We start from the raw sequence: 16,649 nt of genomic DNA on the forward strand, positions 1-16,649 counted from the left end.
CAATATATTTTTATATACAGTTAAAGCTCTTAATTTATATATATAAAAACATTCTATAATAAGCCTCAAGGAATATGCATTTATGGCTTGCTATTTAGAGTTTATATCTTGTTTGTATTTAGAAAAAAATGGGGATACGCTTAGTGATTTTCGACATATATATTTTCTATAAAAATATAATCCAATAACTGATACTACAATCCTCTTAATTATTGTCTTAATTTTTCCATTTGATTTCCAACTCTGAGTAAAATGATGGATAGTATAATTCTTAGACTTAAATAATGATGGATGCTCAAATACATTTTTTTCAAAAATTTTAATGCGCTCGTCTAAAACTTGTTCTTTACCATTTAATTTAAAATCATCAAATTTATCCAAAAAATATCGTGTCAGTAAATCATTATTAGGTGAATTAAAAGATATCTCACCTTGCAGGTAAAAATTCTTCATCGCCTTAATATGTTCATTTCCCTTTGATGCTCCTATAACAGCAGTTCCCAAGTTACAATCCCACATAAATCCAATAAACAGATCCAAATAAAGTAAGCTATCAAAGTTTTTAACTATTTCCACATCTGTATCAAGATAGATTCCACCATAATTTTCAAGAACATCTAACCTGACGAAATCTGATACATGGGCCCATTTTTTATTATTATATGCTTTCGATAAATAGCTATTTCTGTATACATCAAAATTATTCTCATTCCATTCAATAATTTGATAACCATCCTTCTTTAATTTATCAAAAGATTTAACGAAATTAGCTATTTTTTGTGGTTTTTCTTTACCACCAAACCAGCAATAATGGATTATTTTAGGAATCATCAAATAAAACGTCCTACTTTATGTGCAAGAAATAATGTCTAACAAGACTTAGTTAATTGTCTTTCTTTAAAAAACAAAGAAATAAAAATAAATATTGAAAAATAAACATTTAATGGGAAATTCATTAAAAGATTATTAGCAAAAAACTCTACTCCTAAATGAAAAAATAGGATAAAGGATGTAAGCAGGCCACCTAATCCATCGTACATGACAATTTTCATAAAAATGACAACGAATATAAGAATATAAACAATTAACCCCAAGATACCATAATTACTTAATATATTAACATAAGTGCTATCTAATGCTTTGCTATTATATTTTAATTGTGGTGGCCCTTGCGTTCCATGAACACCGACACCAACCCCGGTTAACGGCGAATGATTATAAACATCATTTAATATATCATCATGTTGTAACACTCTAATATAGACTGAGCTATAGACTGCATCACGTAATGATGTATCTTTTAATCGATCATATAAATAGTTACTGTTAAATAAAAAGGCCATTACAGTAAAGCAAATAATAGTATAGATAAATATAATTATTTTTTTCAAAAATTGTGAGCGAATAAAAACCAATAGCAACTTTAAAGGAATATAAAGTAATAAAGTGATTATTGCTGTTTTATATGTGGTAGCTATAGCCCCAAAGATAAAAATTGGCGCTAGTATGATTTTCGTCTTTTTACGAAAAACACCTGACTCCATCAAAATAAACAAACTCAATATCATTAATGTACCGGAATTAATAAAACTAGTCATCGTCCCCATCGCTCGAAGACCATCACTCGTATTATCTAATCGTAATCCGGATTTTCCCGACTGATTATTTAAATCATCTATTTGCAATGCAATCAAAAACCATGAAGTAAATATTCTTTGAATAATAATTGCAATAAAATTAATACTTCCTAATACAATAAATATTTTGCATATTCTTTCATAAAATACTTCTGAGGCAGATTGAGTATAGATAAAACAAAAAACCCCAAAAATAAATAAAAAAGGAATTATATCATTTTTTAGTTGATACAAAACTAAAACAAAATTATCGTCAAGAGAAGTAATGAGATATAAAAAAACGACCCCGAATGGTAAAAAAACTGCTATGAATAACTGTTTTTTTAAAAAAAACCGTCTTTTAAGCAAGAAAAAAATACTAATTCCATAAAAAATGATTATTAGTATTTCCTTCCATAACTTCATTAATTGATTATCTGTTTTGACAGATATCAAACTAAAAATACTTGTAAATGCAAAGAGAATGATTGATAGATATATTATTCTAATCATTCCTCTATGTTCTATTTCTTTCATTTTCCACCGCTAAATATATACTGAGTTAGCTGGGTTGCTAATGAATTAATAATTAATTTTAGAAAATCAATATACCATTTATTTCCGACAGAATTACTCAAAACCTACTCCATTCAAATTCTTTCTTCAAAAATGATAGTGCCAACGGATAACTCAGTTGGCACAAATATAGTATCAAGAATTGTTCTTATCTGAATAAGAATAGCCATAGTAATGATAGCCATATGTATAATAGCTAGCTGCTCTTTTTACAACCGCATTCAATATAATACCTTTAATCTTCGCGCCATTTTGCTCAAAGCGCCGAATACTGACCTCAATCTCTTTTAAGGTATTCATCTCAAAACGAGCTACCAGCAGTGAGGTTCCTGCATGTCTGCTGATTATCGCCGCATCGGTTACAGCTAGAATCGGCGGGGTATCCAGCAGCACAATCTCATAATGCTGTGAGGCCCAATCAATAAATTCAGAGAAATGACTATGCATTAATAGTTCTGAAGGATTGGGGGGAATCTGCCCTCTGGGAATAAAGTCCATATTCTCCACTGCAGTTTTTCTTATTGCTTTTCCCGCTACGATTTGCCCTGATAAAACATCGGATAATCCGTTGCTGCTATCGGTTCCCATCAACTCATGGGCATAACCTTTACGCATATCGCAGTCAACGATAAGCACTTTTTTCCCTGATTGGGCAATCACCGCCCCCAGGTTGGCACTGACAAAAGTTTTACCAATTGCTGGACTGGCACCGGAGATCATCAGCACATTATTTTTAGCTTCCATCATGGCGAAATGCAAACTAGTGCGTAAGCTTCTGATAGCTTCAATAGCTAAATCGGTTGGGTTACCGGTAGCAAGTAATTCATTAGATCGAGTATTACTATTCTTATTACGCGTGAATAATTCCCGATCTTTTTTCTGCTGCCATTCCGAAAGCGGTACGCTGGCATATACATTGATACCCAGTTCTTCCAGTTGTTCCGGACTTTCAATACCTTTATGGAGCATAGTTTTAATAACTACGAACGCAGTAGAAAGTAGACCACCAACAATCAAAGCCAATAATACGATTAATGTTTTCTTCGGCTTAACAGGTTCCAACTGAGTTGCCGCAGGGTCAATAATGCGAACATTACCCACGGTACTGGCTTTATTAATGCTTAGTTCCTGCTGCTTATTCAGCAACTGCATATAAACTTCTTGTCCGGCCTGTACATCACGCGTAAGGCGCAGTATTTCCTGCTGAGTTTTAGGCATACCACCGACGCGCTTATTCAGCTTATTTCGTTCTTGTTCCAACGTTACGCGTTTCTCCATAAGCGCACGATAAGCAGGGTGTTCTTTGGTATACAGTTTGGATATTTCCGCCTCTTTAAAGGTCAGCTCATTTAATTGAGACTCAACCGAAACCATAGTATCCAGCACTGATTTCGCTTCCAGAGAAAGATCGACCGATTCATTCTGCTGGCGATACTGATTGAGCTTGTTTTCCGCCTCATTCAAGGAATCACGCACATTGGGTAATTGCTCTTTTAAAAACTCCAGACTCTTACCAGCTTCTTCTGATTTCCGCTCAACATTTTGTTGTAAATAATTTTGACTGATACTATTTAAAATTTTACTAATACTTCCCGGGTTTTCTCCTTCCAGACTTAACTGCAAAACCCCGGTATCTTTACCAGTATCAGCAACCGTGAAATCACTTAATAGCTCATTAATCGCAGTTAACTCATTAAGTTTTTTTAAGCGAAAAATGGTTCCTTCAGGGGCAACAATATCACTTACTAATAGTGTCAAGCCATTATTACTTTCTAACTTACCTACTGTACCGGTAAAATTAACAATATCGCCGGCCACAATTCGATAATTTGTAGGACTTAATACCGTTAGCTCAATTTTTTCATCCTGCCAGGAATCCGGTACATCAAGACGAGAAACGGCAATTTCTCCTGGTTCTTGCTTCAAAACTCTGGCTAAGCCTTTGCCAAACACCGGGAAATATTTTTGCTCAACCACCGTGTCCAATGATAGATCACGAATGGTCTTACCAATCACCATTCGGGATTTTATCAGCTCAATTTCCGCCGCCGATTGCGGTTTGGCGTCCGGCAACATGCTGGAGATATCGCTTAATAACTTATTGCCGGTATTCTGTTCAACCTGAATTAACGCATCAGCCTTATAAACTGGCGTAGCTAATGTGGCATATAAGACACCAATAATGGCAAATACGGCAGTAACACCAATAATCAACCATCTATTATCCAGCAACGTTCCTAACAAACGTCCCAAATCAATCTCATCTGACGCTGTTTCAGATGCTTTCACTGAAATTTTCTCTGCCATGGGTTTCCCTGACTGGTTAACGGCTCAATGCATGCACCCATTTCTGGGCCGATTGCTCGAGTTGTGAGTAAACGAATTCAAACGCTTCGCGGCTTTTGCGGTAAGGATCGGCAATTTCCTGCTGATTCAACCAGTGCCCGAACAGCATAGTTTTCCCACGTACTTCCGGGGCAATTTTGCCCACCGCATCAATATGCCCTTTTTCCATCACTAAAATCAGATCGTACTGACGGCATAAAGAAGAGGTCAACTGCTGCGCGCTGTGTCCTTCCAGAGAAAGACCATGTTCACCCGCCACCTCAGCGGCGGTACTATCGGCGGGTTTGCCCACCAACGCGCCCAGCCCCGCCGAAGCAATCCGTTTAGCAGGCAATACCTGCTTTAACAATCGCTCCCCGGTTGGGGAGCGGCAAATATTGCCTACGCAAACAACTAAAATAGAATCAAACATCGTTATCTCTACGGCCAGTTACGAACACGCAATGAGCCTTCGGTCAAATCATTAAAGCCGGAAATGGTCGGCACCAGTTGGCTGATAACCCGGTTCCAGCGAACAATCGGCGCAGTAGTCACATAGACGATATCGTAAGGCTGGAGCTGGAACTCGGTACCCATCACCATTGCGGTCGCATCCTGGGCATTAAGCTGGTAGATATTAGCCAATTTCGGCCCTTGCGTTCCCCTTAATGACCGAATGACAAAAACACCAGTGGCATCAGAATAGCTCTGGTCGATACCTTCAGCATTGCCTAGCGCTTCAGTCAGCGTCATGCCGCTGCGGTCCATTTTCAGGGTGCTTTGTTTCTTCACTTCGCCCATCACGAATACTTTCAGGTCATCGTTGCGGGGGATATAGAGGATATCGCCAGGGTAGAGCAGGCGGTTCTGCGACAGGTCGCCATTTTGCATCAGCGCCTGTAGGGAGATGCGCTGTTCTTTGCCATCATGGGTTAACACTACGTTGCGCCAGTCGGCATTTTCAGTCAGGCCGCCCGCTTTGTTGATCGCATCCAGGATAGTCAGCGGCACGTTAGTTATCGCCTGCTGCCCGGAGGTCGCGACTTCGCCTGTCACATAGGCTTTCTGCGAACGGAAAGCGGCGATACTGACATCAACCTGTGGCGATTCAATGTATTGAGCCAGGCGGCCCATAATCTCATCACGAACCTCGGTCACCGTTTTATCGGCCACTTTAACCTTACCGATATAGGGGTAGAAGATGGTGCCGTCGGAATGTACCCAGTTGCCAGTATCCGCCGCGGTACGATACGTCCCTGCTGGCGTGGTTAGTTCCGGGTGATCCCACACGGTAACCATGATGACATCGCCAATACCGATGCGATATTCGTAGCCTTGCAGCTCGCTTTCCAGCGCCGGATTATTTTGCGCCACCAACGGCCTGGAACGCATTTTTTCCACCAGATAAGGCGTCATCGGGTAAATATTGACCAGCTTATTAATATCAAAATCAGCATCTTGCTGTTCGATAACTTCTTTGCCACTGCTGGAAAGATGACTGCCGGGAACGATGGTACAACCACTAAGCAGAACGGTTGAAACCACCAACGGTAACAATTTTAACTTGTGCTTTATCATCCTGTGTATGCCATCGCTCTTAATTGAAAATTGCGCAAATCCCTACAAAATAGTCAATGATTATAGAGAAGAACTATTCAGATGAAGTCAAGATATAACATATAAAACAAGGGTAATTCCCCTTCTCATGGCACTCCGCCAAGCGATGCTAGTGTCTGTTTACGATGATAGGCCGACGAAACCATGCCGACATTCGAACCATCAGGGTTATCGTCCCCAGATAACCAACAAACGCCATCAAAAATACGCCTAACATAATAGACTCACTTACGCTATTACGCTCGCAAATGATCCCTGTTGCGGCAAATAAAACCGCGATAAAAATAATTGCCGCAAGGGTCTGACGCGATGTGAGTCCGGCACGAATCAACAGGTGGTGCAGATGCTCGCGATCAGCTTTGAATGGGTTACTCCCTCTTGAGAGACGGCGTATCATTACTGCCACCATATCCATTAACGGGACAGCAATAAGCCACAGTGCCGTAACAGGGCGCATCACACTGTTTTCCCCTTGCGTGGCAAGAATTAATAACCAGATCACCGAGAAACCGATCAGCGTGCTCCCCGCATCGCCCATAAAGACTTTGAATTTTTTCCCCAGAAAAATACCGGTGTTCAACAGCGTATAAGGTAGCGTTGCCGCCAGCAAGCACAAACTCCAACGGGCCAGGTCACTGTTGCCGCCAAGGTGGAAAACGACAACCAGTGCGCCAAGGGTTACAAAAGACAGTCCACCTAGCAGGCCATCAATGCCATCGATCATATTAAAGGCATTGATAGCGCCCCATACCGCAAACAATGTGACGATATAGCACAAACTACCTAAAAATAGTTCGTAGCCGAAGAGTACATTCCCTAATGTGGTCAGATAAAAGCCCGCATACATCATTAATCCCGCGACAAGTGTCTGAAATCCAATGCGGGGTAAGACGGGAAGGTCAAAACGGTCGTCCAATACGCCGATGATCAGTAACGTAGTGGCACAAATCATATAGAAGGAGAAACCAGGTAACCAGTCTGGCTGTAGCACATAAAGTACCCACAGCGCCATGTATATGGATACGCCGCCAACCAGTGGAATATGGCCTTGATGATTTTTACGTATGTTGGGCTTATCTACCAAGCCCACTTTGGCTGCCGCGGTTCTTGCCACGAATAACGCGACGAACGCGCTTAAAAATATTACCGTGGATTCCTGCATGTTTGCACCATCATCAACCGTTATGAATTGTGACATCAGGCACGCTACCGCCCTTGGCTTGTAGCTACCAATGTACTGTCAAAGTACGGAGCACCATCCTGTGGTTTAGACTTTGGATCCGTAAGTTACAATTTTCTTTGTCTGATTTTTGTCGGTGTATGACCCAATGGGCCATAGTTAATCAATTGTTGCCGGTAAAAATGTTAAAATACACTTTTGGCAAAATCGATTTTGCCCGGCTTTCATAGTATTGGTGACTTGATGAAGATCACAAGAATTAAGATGTCGGAGGGTTTTTTTTCGGAATAGGACTACGCGTATCCATAACATTCGATCCTCCATTAGGACAAAAAATCAACTTAAAGAATAAAAACAGTACATTTTTATGAAAATCTAGCAAAGCATGCCAGCTTTAACGCAGTCGAGCAATGCTGATCTCGCATGACGAGCGGGCGCGCTACTCTATGTGCTACTCACTGCTGTACTCAAATGCTGCCACTGGTGTCTTGCCAATTTAGTAGCAAATTTTACTTATAGCCGTTTTCTGATTTTTTAACCCCTGTTAACTAAAATCCGGCACAACGCCGACAAAACACTGACAATGTAGCGCAGCCTTTTATGTATCCTCATGTTGTTCGCCGCTACAGAATGTCCTTATAAACTCTGGTTCATGTTCGTTGTCCCTGATACGCTGGTAAATGTTCTCGCTAAGAAAGGTGAAATAATAAGTATGGAGTGGATCGCCGATCCAACGATATGGGCAGGTCTGGCAACACTGGTTGTGCTGGAACTGGTATTAGGCATTGATAATCTGATCTTTATCGCCATCCTTGCTGAAAAACTACCTAAAGAACAACGAGATAAAGCAAGGATTGTGGGTCTGTTGCTGGCACTGGTGATGCGACTGCTTTTATTGTCGTCGATTTCCTGGCTTGTATCCCTGACGACTCCCCTCTTCACGCTGCTAGGACATTCATTCAGTGCGCGTGATGTCATCATGTTGATTGGCGGCGTATTCCTGTTATTCAAAGCAACCATGGAACTTAACGAGCGGTTGGAAGGCAAGGATCAGGAGCAGCACACGCAACGTAAGGGAGCGCGTTTCTGGCCTGTCGTTGCGCAAATCGTCGTTCTGGATGCGATTTTCTCGCTCGATTCAGTCATCACCGCTGTTGGCATGACCGATCACTTATTAGTAATGATGTCTGCGGTAACCATCGCTATCTTCCTGATGCTGCTGGCGAGCAAACCATTGACCCGTTTTGTCGGCGAGCATCCAACCATTGTTATCTTGTGCCTGAGCTTTCTGCTGATGATTGGTTTCAGCCTGGTCGCGGATGCGTTTGGCTACCATATCCCCAAAGGCTATCTCTACGCCGCTATTGGTTTCTCAGTGCTTATCGAGTTGTTGAATCAGGTTTCGCAATTTAACCGTCGGCGCTTTCTTTCCTCTTCCATTCCCCTGCGCCAACGCACCGCCGAGGTCGTTCTGCGGATTTTGCGGGGAAATCATGATGAAGCAGAACTGGACAACCAAACGTCATCAATGATTGCGGATAATGCGCATGCCGGTCAGGAAATTTTTAACCGGCAGGAGCGCCGCATGATCGAACGTGTTCTTGGTATGGCGCAGCGAACCATCAGCAGTATTATGACGTCCCGCCATGATATTGACCCGATTGAGCTCAATACCTCTCAACAGGAATTAGCGCAGATATTAAAAACCAGCCAGCATACCCGACTGGTTATTGTCGATAGCAGCACATCGGATGAGTTGCTGGGGATAGTCAATGTCACAGACCTGTTACAGCAGCAACTAAGTCATGAACCGTTTGATCTGCATATTTTGCTGCGTCAGCCGCTGGTTTTTCCCGAACAGCTTTCTCTGTTACTGGCTCTTGATCAATTCAGGGAAGCACAAACTCATTTTGCATTTGTCGCTGACGAGTTTGGTTCGGTCGAAGGGATTGTGACGCTAAGCGATGTGATGGAAACCATTGCCGGTAACCTGCCGCTGAAAGGTGAGGAAGTGGATGCCCGTCATGATATTCAGCAAAATGAGGATGGCAGTTGGATCGCGAACGGCTATCTACCTTTGGAAGATCTGACCATGTACATTCCGCTCCCCCTGGATGGAAAGCGAGAATATTATACGCTGGCCGGACTATTGATGGAGCACTCTCAGCGTATCCTGCAAGCTGGTGACAAACTGTTAATTGATGGCTATCAATTCACCATTCTCACCGTAGAAAGTCATCGTATTGTGAAAGTGCTGATTACGCCTTTCAGCGAGCCTCCATCTGACTTTGAAGTTTGATGATGGACGGATTTTTGATGCGGCTTCGCGAACTTTCGCCACCCGCTGCAACCGCATGCGATTGACCTGAGTTTTTACCTGAACGCCATGCAGTTGCAGCTGGCGCAAGGTAATAAAAGCCTGCCGCTGGTCGTACCCCTGCTGTTTTACCATCACAGCCCAACACCCGCCATTCCAGTCCGCACTGGTTTGATCACATTGACTATCCGCCGCTGGCTGAAAATGCCATTAACCAAAGAATAATCAGTGCAACAACTGCTTACAGCCGATCGAGCAGTTGTTTCAGATCCTTACCTTTCTGACTTTGCTGGTTTTTATCCGCCCACTCGTTTAAACGTTTTTTCATTTCGCTTTGCAAGCGTTTACGCAATAGCTGATCCACCTGCAACTGATAATTCAGGTTGTTCCAGGGGCCATAGAGCCGCAGAGGAATCGCCGTGTTTTGCAGCACCTTGACTAATTGCTCATCGCCCTGCCAACCTTGTGTTATCAATACGCCGAGGTTGATATCGCAGGTTTGCGCCGGGAGGTCAAACAGCCCCGCGCCGGTTACGGTTAACAACTCAGAAATACCGTTCAGATCGCTGATCCGTAGCTTGCCTGCATTAAGCTGGGCATTGCCCGTCAACTGTCGCACCTCGGTATAACGTTCATAACGTTCCTGGCCTCGCACATTCACGTTATTACGCGCGACGGCCATCTGCACCATTTGCTGGATATTCAATCCATGCATACGCATGTTGTTAACTTTAAACGTCGTTGCGCCTTGCCATTGACGGGTAACCGCAGGCAGCGTCAGGGCATTGCCGCTAAGCTGGCCATTAAGAGACAAACTGCCGCTTACGGTCTCAGGCAAGTCAAATGCCGCCATCAAGGACGATAGCGCCACATTCTTGATCTCCGGTTGCAGCGTGATGGCGGGCGTGGCATTGCTATCCATTTTACCGGGCACAGAGAAGTGTCCTTCCCCCAGCTTTCCGTCAAGTGCGGCAATCGTGAGCACGCCCTGCCGGTTAGTCGCCTGAAGATTGAACTGGCTGATGTCAAGCCCACGGTAAACCAATGTGTCAGCTTGCAGCGACAGGCGCGCGCTAAATTCCTGTAAACTCTTTTGCGCATCAGGCGGCGCATCGCTGGAAATCACCGGCTTGCCCGCTTTAATCTGAACCGCTGGCGTGCTTTTATCCGCTGTCGCTTTCAAGCCAAGCAGTGCATCTAAATCCAGCTTGCCAGACTTCAGATCCAGAACATAATCGGGGCGCTCTCCCAACGTGGCGCTGCCGCTTCCCGTTAGCTGGCTTTCATTGGCGCTCAGCGCCAATTGGCTGACAGTAATTTTTTCAGGATCTTGCTGATAGCTGGCCTGCAAACTGCCGCTGCCGCTAATTCCGCCTTCGGGAATGCCCGCGCCCTGAATTTGATAGTCCAGCGAGCGTATAGCGGCGTTAACCTGCTGCGGGAAGTGCTGCATATCCATATCCGCAGACAGAGAGAGCGCCACATCGCGTTGATCGCGGTTGATCCGGCTCGACAGAGTAATACTGACCTGACGATTACCATCCTGCTCCATCAGCAAATTGATGTCGCGTACATTGACCTGTTCGCCGTTACTGCGCTGCAACACCAACAGACTATCCGCGATTTTCAGTTGATCAATGTCGAATCGCCAGCCTTGCCCTTCGGTGGGAGCGGGTGATCCCGCAGGCGCAATAGGCGCGTTACCGGGCTTTCTGGCCTCGCTTTCGGGCGTCAAGCGGATGACCGCCCCTTTCAGCATGATCTGCTTAATCGCCAGCTTGTGAGACAGCAACGGCCAGAGTTGCACATCCAACCGCATATTTTCCGCGCTGACCACCGGCGCCGTCGAACCAGGCGCACTTAGCGACATGCCGCCGGACAGAATGCTCAACTGCGGCCAGACATGCCAACGCAGATCGCCATCCAATTGCAGGCGATAACCGCTGCGCTCCTCGACCTGTTTTATCATATAAGCGCGAAAATCATTGGGATTTACCAGCACCACCAGCGCTGTCATTCCTGCCACCAACACGACAAGCAGAATTGCCAGTGTCGTCAGAAATCTTCTCATGCCATCCTCATTGTAATCCGCATAGTCAACAGGCCTGCCGGCAATTTAGTCTTTATCAATCCGGCTTGCGACAGCGCCCTGCTGATCTTTATATTTGGCGTCCTGCCGACGATTGTAAGGACGCGCAGCCGGGCCTGATAACGGTTCGAAGCTCAACGCGCCGATCATCATTCCAGGGCGCAACGCCAACGGCAACTTACCTGAATTATAGAACTCCAGCACAATTCTTCCTTGCCAACCGGGATCAATACGATGTGCGGTCACATGGACCATCAATCCCAGACGCGCCAGCGAGGAGCGACCATCCAGCCATCCCACCAGATTATCCGGCAAGGTAACCGACTCAAACGTCACCGCCAGCGCCAACTCTCCCGGATGAAGAAAAAACGCTTCGCCTTCCGGTAAATTAATCTCATCGCTCATCACGCGATCCAATGCCGCGCTGACCTCATCCTTCGGGCCGCTTAGATCAATATAGGCCGCGGTATGGCCTCTGAATACCCGAAACTGATTTCCCAAACGGACATCCACTGTTGCGCCATTAATTCTTTCCGTCGGCGGGCGGGGCGTAATCACCAACCGGCCATCATCCAGCCAGGCTTCAATGTCACGATCACACAGTCTCATTTTCTTCTCCATTCGACATCGGCATTGGGGAAAATCCCCCTCACTTATTCAACCCACCGGTTTACTCAAAGAACTGACTTAACTTGGCTTTCAGAATATCGATCGCGATACGGTTTTTTCCGCCGCGCGGGACAATGATATCGGCGTACTGTTTGGATGGTTCGATGAATTGCAGAAACATGGGACGCACCGTTTTCTGGTACTGCTCCATCACGGAATCCATCGAACGTCCACGCTCATTCACATCGCGGCGCATCCGGCGCAACAGGCAGATATCCAGCGGGGTATCGACAAAAATGGAAAAATTCATCTCATCGCGCAGACGGGCATCCGTCAACAGCAAAATACCTTCAAGAATAATGACTTTCTTCGGTTCCAGATGAATCGTTTCCTGCTTGCGGGTATGTTCAACATAACTATAGAGAGGAAGCTCTATCGCCTGCCCCGCTTTCAGCATTTGCAGATGCGTCAGCAACAGGCTGTGATCCATCGAACTTGGGTGGTCATAATTGGTTTTTACCCGCTCTTCCATCGTCAGATGACTTTGATCTTTGTAGTAGCTGTCTTCAGGTATCACACCAATATGTTCGTCACCGACCTGATCGCGCAACTCACGGTACAACGTACTGGAAATAAGACTTTTACCGGAAGCCGAGGCCCCCGAAATCCCGATAATGACACACTGGTGAGACTGCTCAGTCATGGTATTAACGACCTGATTAACAATAATAAAAAGAGGGGAAACACGCCAGCAGGCGCTTTGTCGCGCAATTATAGGGAGTTAGCGCAGTTCGCGCCAGCCTTTCACACTGAGGCGGAACATCGACGCACAACGACAATGTTGGGTTCAGTATGCGCGCTATCCCGCTGGACGGCGAACAAAGAAAATGAATAAAGGGCAACGGAGGCGGCGAAAACAATAAATGTTTGTCGCGCCGCCAACTACCATAGTGTCTGAGGCTACACCGCGCGGAAAGAAATCTCGGTGGGGATCACTTGTCCTTGCCAGTAAAGCTGTGCGGCGACCTGCCCCGCCAGTTCACGGTATAACGACGTGAATTCGCTGTCAGGATGGCTGACTACCGTCGGTTCGCCGCGATCCAGATCTTCGCGCAACGAGATATGCAGCGGCAGTTGCCCCAGCAAAGCGCAGTGATATTTTTCCGCCAGTTTCTGTGCGCCGCCAGTACCGAAGATCGGCTCCAGATGACCACAATGACTACAGATGTGAACGCTCATATTCTCGACGATACCCAAGACCGGCACGCTGACTTTTTCAAACATCGCAATGCCTTTCATCGCATCCATCAGGGCGATATCTTGCGGCGTGGTCACCACCACGGCGCCGGTCACCGGAATATTCTGCGCCAGCGTCAACTGAATGTCGCCGGTTCCCGGCGGCATATCCAGCACCAGATAATCCAGTTCCGGCCAGAGCGTATCCTGCAACAGTTGCAGTAATGCTTTGCTGGCCATCGGCCCGCGCCACACCATGGCATTATCGTCCGTCACCAGATACCCAATCGAGTTGGTTGCCAGACCGTGCGCCATAATCGGCGCCATATGCTGACCATCCGGCGACGTTGGGCGCTCACTCGCCGCGCCCAGCATAGTTGGGATCGAAGGTCCGTAGATATCGGCATCCAGAATACCGACATTGGCGCCTTCCGCGGCCAGCGCCAGCGCCATATTGACCGCCGTGCTGGATTTACCGACACCGCCCTTACCGGAGCTAACCGCAATAATGTTCTTCACGCCCTTCACGCCAGTCTGATCGTTCACCCGGCGCATTGTGGCGATATTGTGCGTCAGACGCCACTCAATGACTTTCGCCCCGGACAGAGTCATCAGTTCAGCGCTGACCGTTTCTTTTAATGCTGCCAATCCGCTCAGCCAAGCAAACGGCATGGTCAACTCGATATGCAACACCTCGTCCAATAGCGCGCAATGGTGCAAGGCATTCAGGGTGGTCAGATTATTTTTCAGCGTCGGGTGCTGAAAAGTAGAAAGAACCCCGCTGACCATGGCACGCAATGCTTCAGGACGTTGTTCGGGGAGTTTTGAGTTCATTCCGGCTCCTTGAAATTCTGATTATTAACCGATAAAAACCGTTACAGCATACCAGAAGGCGGGCGGGCTGGCGTCCTTGATGGTGAAAAACCCGAATGACGATATTCAATCACCACCCAGAGAGGTTTTAGTCAAGGCAGCGGTTTACGCCGCAAGCCGCTATCGGTTAACATCGTTTTCCCTCTATCACAAAAGAAAGCAAGTTCCTCATGACTCAAGTCGCAAAGAAAATATTGGTAACGTGCGCGCTGCCTTATGCTAATGGTTCGATCCACCTCGGTCATATGCTTGAACACATTCAGGCGGATATCTGGGTTCGTTACCAGCGAATGCGCGGCAACCAGGTTCATTTTATCTGTGCAGACGATGCCCATGGCACGCCGATTATGCTGAAAGCTCAGCAGATGGGGATCGCGCCAGAAGAAATGATCGCGGCAATGAGTCAGGAACATCAGCAGGACTTCGCCGGTTTCCACATCAGCTATGACAATTATCACTCCACGCACAGTGAAGAGAACCGCGAGTTGTCCGCGCTGATTTACGGTCGTCTGAAAGAGAACGGTTTTATTAAAAACCGCACCATCTCGCAGCTTTACGATCCGGAAAAAGGCATGTTCCTGCCAGACCGCTTTGTGAAGGGCACCTGCCCGAAATGTAAAGCGGCCGATCAGTACGGCGATAACTGCGAAGTCTGTGGCGCCACCTATAGCCCGACGGAACTGATCGATCCCAAATCCGCGGTGTCCGGCGCTACGCCGGTGATGCGCGAATCCGAGCACTTCTTCTTTGATTTGCCAGCTTTCAGCGAGATGCTGCAAGCCTGGACACGTTCCGGCGCGTTGCAGGAACAGGTGGCCAACAAAATGCAGGAATGGTTTGACGCCGGTCTGCAACAGTGGGACATCACCCGCGATGCGCCTTATTTCGGTTTCGAAGTGCCTGACGCGCCGGGCAAATATTTCTACGTCTGGCTGGATGCGCCAATCGGCTACATGGGTTCCTTCAAAAACCTGTGCGACAAACGTGGCGATCTGAGTTTTGATGAATTTTGGCGCAAGGATTCCACGACCGATCTATATCATTTCATCGGTAAGGATATCGTCTATTTCCACAGCCTGTTCTGGCCGGCCATGCTTGAAGGCAGCGGTTTCCGTAAACCCACCAACCTGTTTGTTCACGGCTATGTGACAGTTAACGGCGCCAAGATGTCCAAGTCACGCGGCACCTTCATCAAAGCCGGAACTTATCTGCAACATCTGGATGCGGACTGCCTGCGTTATTACTACGCAGCGAAACTCTCTGCGCGCATTGATGACATCGACCTCAATCTGGAAGATTTTGTTCAGCGGGTGAATGCCGATATCGTCAATAAACTGGTCAATCTTGCATCACGGAATGCTGGCTTCATCAGCAAGCGTTTTGACGGCAAGCTGGCCGATAAGCTGGCTGACGCCGCGTTGTACAAAACATTTACCGATGCCGCAAAAAGCATTGCCGACGCTTACGGCAATCGTGAATCTGGCAAAGCGATCCGTGAAATTATGGCGCTGGCTGATCTGGCAAACCGTTACGTTGATGAGCAAGCCCCGTGGGTAGTGGCCAGGGAAGAAGGACGGGACGACGATCTCCAGGCAATCTGTTCCATGGGCATCAACCTGTTCCGGGTGCTGATGACCTACCTGAAGCCAGTATTGCCGGCGCTGGCGCAGCGAGCGGAAGCGTTTCTGAATCAGGAACTGCGTTGGGATGACATCGCCGCGCCGTTGCTCGGCCATCAGGTCAATACCTTCAAAGCGCTTTTCAACCGCATCGATCTGGATAAAGTCAATGCCATGGTCGATGCGTCCAAAGAAGATATGATCCAAACCCAAGCCGTTTCCGGCCCGCTGGCGGATAACCCGATACAAGAAGCGATCAAGTTTGATGACTTTGACAAAGTGGATATGCGTATCGCGCTGATCAAGCAAGCGGAACAGGTTGAGGGATCGGATAAGTTGCTGCGCCTGACGCTGGATCTGGGAGGCGAAACGCGTCAGGTCTTCTCCGGTATTCGTGCGGCGTATCCTGATCCGAGCCAACTGGTTGGTCGTCTGACGGTAATGGTCGCCAACCTTGCGCCGCGCAAAATGCGTTTTGGCGTGTCGGAAGGCATGGTGATGGCCGCGGGTCCGGGCGGTAAAGATATTTTCCTGCTGAGCCCGGATAGCGGCGCTCAGCCAGGCATGCAAGTCAAATAATTTCCTTCTCTCT

General features: G+C 46.6%; 13 protein-coding genes. 3 read left to right on the forward strand and 10 right to left on the reverse strand.

Features of this window, described 5'->3' with window-relative positions; translation table 11 throughout:
• Window positions 1-90: 90 nt before the first annotated feature.
• From NC856_RS03915 to wecA, 6 genes are all read right to left on the reverse strand, one after another.
• Entirely contained in the window at window positions 91-831 is a 741-nt protein-coding gene (locus NC856_RS03915) for a glycosyltransferase family 32 protein (RefSeq protein WP_264089364.1), read from the reverse strand.
• Window positions 832-869: 38 nt separating this feature from the next.
• Window positions 870-2,153, reverse strand: a complete 1,284-nt coding sequence (locus tag NC856_RS03920; protein ID WP_264089129.1) for an O-antigen ligase family protein — start codon at window positions 2,151-2,153, stop codon at window positions 870-872.
• A gap of 174 nt (window positions 2,154-2,327) precedes the next feature.
• Window positions 2,328-4,499, reverse strand: a complete 2,172-nt coding sequence (wzc, locus tag NC856_RS03925) for a tyrosine-protein kinase Wzc (RefSeq protein ID WP_264089130.1) — start codon at window positions 4,497-4,499, stop codon at window positions 2,328-2,330.
• Window positions 4,500-4,515: 16 nt separating this feature from the next.
• Complete coding sequence (locus NC856_RS03930; RefSeq protein WP_264089131.1) at window positions 4,516-4,950, reverse strand: arsenate reductase/protein-tyrosine-phosphatase family protein; 435 nt, start codon at window positions 4,948-4,950, stop codon at window positions 4,516-4,518.
• A gap of 8 nt (window positions 4,951-4,958) precedes the next feature.
• Window positions 4,959-6,095, reverse strand: a complete 1,137-nt coding sequence (locus NC856_RS03935; protein ID WP_264089132.1) for a polysaccharide export protein — start codon at window positions 6,093-6,095, stop codon at window positions 4,959-4,961.
• A gap of 148 nt (window positions 6,096-6,243) precedes the next feature.
• Window positions 6,244-7,296 (reverse strand): UDP-N-acetylglucosamine--undecaprenyl-phosphate N-acetylglucosaminephosphotransferase, encoded by a 1,053-nt coding sequence (gene wecA / locus NC856_RS03940; RefSeq protein ID WP_264089133.1) that lies wholly within the window; start codon window positions 7,294-7,296, stop codon window positions 6,244-6,246.
• A 730-nt stretch (window positions 7,297-8,026) separates the two neighbouring features.
• On the opposite strand from wecA, the gene NC856_RS03945 reads away from it, so the two are divergent.
• Both NC856_RS03945 and NC856_RS03950 read left to right on the forward strand, forming a co-directional pair.
• Window positions 8,027-9,613, forward strand: coding sequence for a TerC family protein (locus NC856_RS03945; RefSeq protein WP_264089134.1), 1,587 nt, complete (start codon window positions 8,027-8,029; stop codon window positions 9,611-9,613).
• 87 nt (window positions 9,614-9,700) lie between these two features.
• A complete protein-coding gene (locus NC856_RS03950; RefSeq protein ID WP_264089135.1) occupies window positions 9,701-9,856 on the forward strand; it encodes an Rpn family recombination-promoting nuclease/putative transposase in 156 nt (51 codons plus the stop codon).
• Between the two features lie 16 nt (window positions 9,857-9,872).
• Here NC856_RS03950 and asmA read toward each other — a convergent pair whose 3' ends face one another.
• The 4 genes from asmA to apbC form a co-directional block, all read right to left on the reverse strand.
• Window positions 9,873-11,702, reverse strand: coding sequence for an outer membrane assembly protein AsmA (asmA, locus tag NC856_RS03955; RefSeq protein ID WP_264089136.1), 1,830 nt, complete (start codon window positions 11,700-11,702; stop codon window positions 9,873-9,875).
• Window positions 11,703-11,747: 45 nt separating this feature from the next.
• Complete coding sequence (dcd, locus tag NC856_RS03960) at window positions 11,748-12,329, reverse strand: dCTP deaminase (RefSeq protein ID WP_264089137.1); 582 nt, start codon at window positions 12,327-12,329, stop codon at window positions 11,748-11,750.
• A gap of 61 nt (window positions 12,330-12,390) precedes the next feature.
• The gene (udk, locus tag NC856_RS03965) at window positions 12,391-13,032 is read right to left on the reverse strand and encodes a uridine kinase (protein WP_264089138.1); all 642 of its coding nucleotides are present in this window, start codon (window positions 13,030-13,032) and stop codon (window positions 12,391-12,393) included.
• 257 nt (window positions 13,033-13,289) lie between these two features.
• Window positions 13,290-14,399, reverse strand: coding sequence for an iron-sulfur cluster carrier protein ApbC (gene apbC / locus NC856_RS03970; protein ID WP_264089139.1), 1,110 nt, complete (start codon window positions 14,397-14,399; stop codon window positions 13,290-13,292).
• A gap of 209 nt (window positions 14,400-14,608) precedes the next feature.
• On the opposite strand from apbC, the gene metG reads away from it, so the two are divergent.
• Entirely contained in the window at window positions 14,609-16,636 is a 2,028-nt protein-coding gene (gene metG / locus NC856_RS03975) for a methionine--tRNA ligase (protein WP_264089140.1), read from the forward strand.
• Window positions 16,637-16,649 lie beyond the last annotated feature (13 nt).

The sequence above is a fragment of the Brenneria izbisi genome, from assembly GCF_025840185.1.
Taxonomy (GTDB): domain Bacteria; phylum Pseudomonadota; class Gammaproteobacteria; order Enterobacterales; family Enterobacteriaceae; genus Brenneria; species Brenneria izbisi.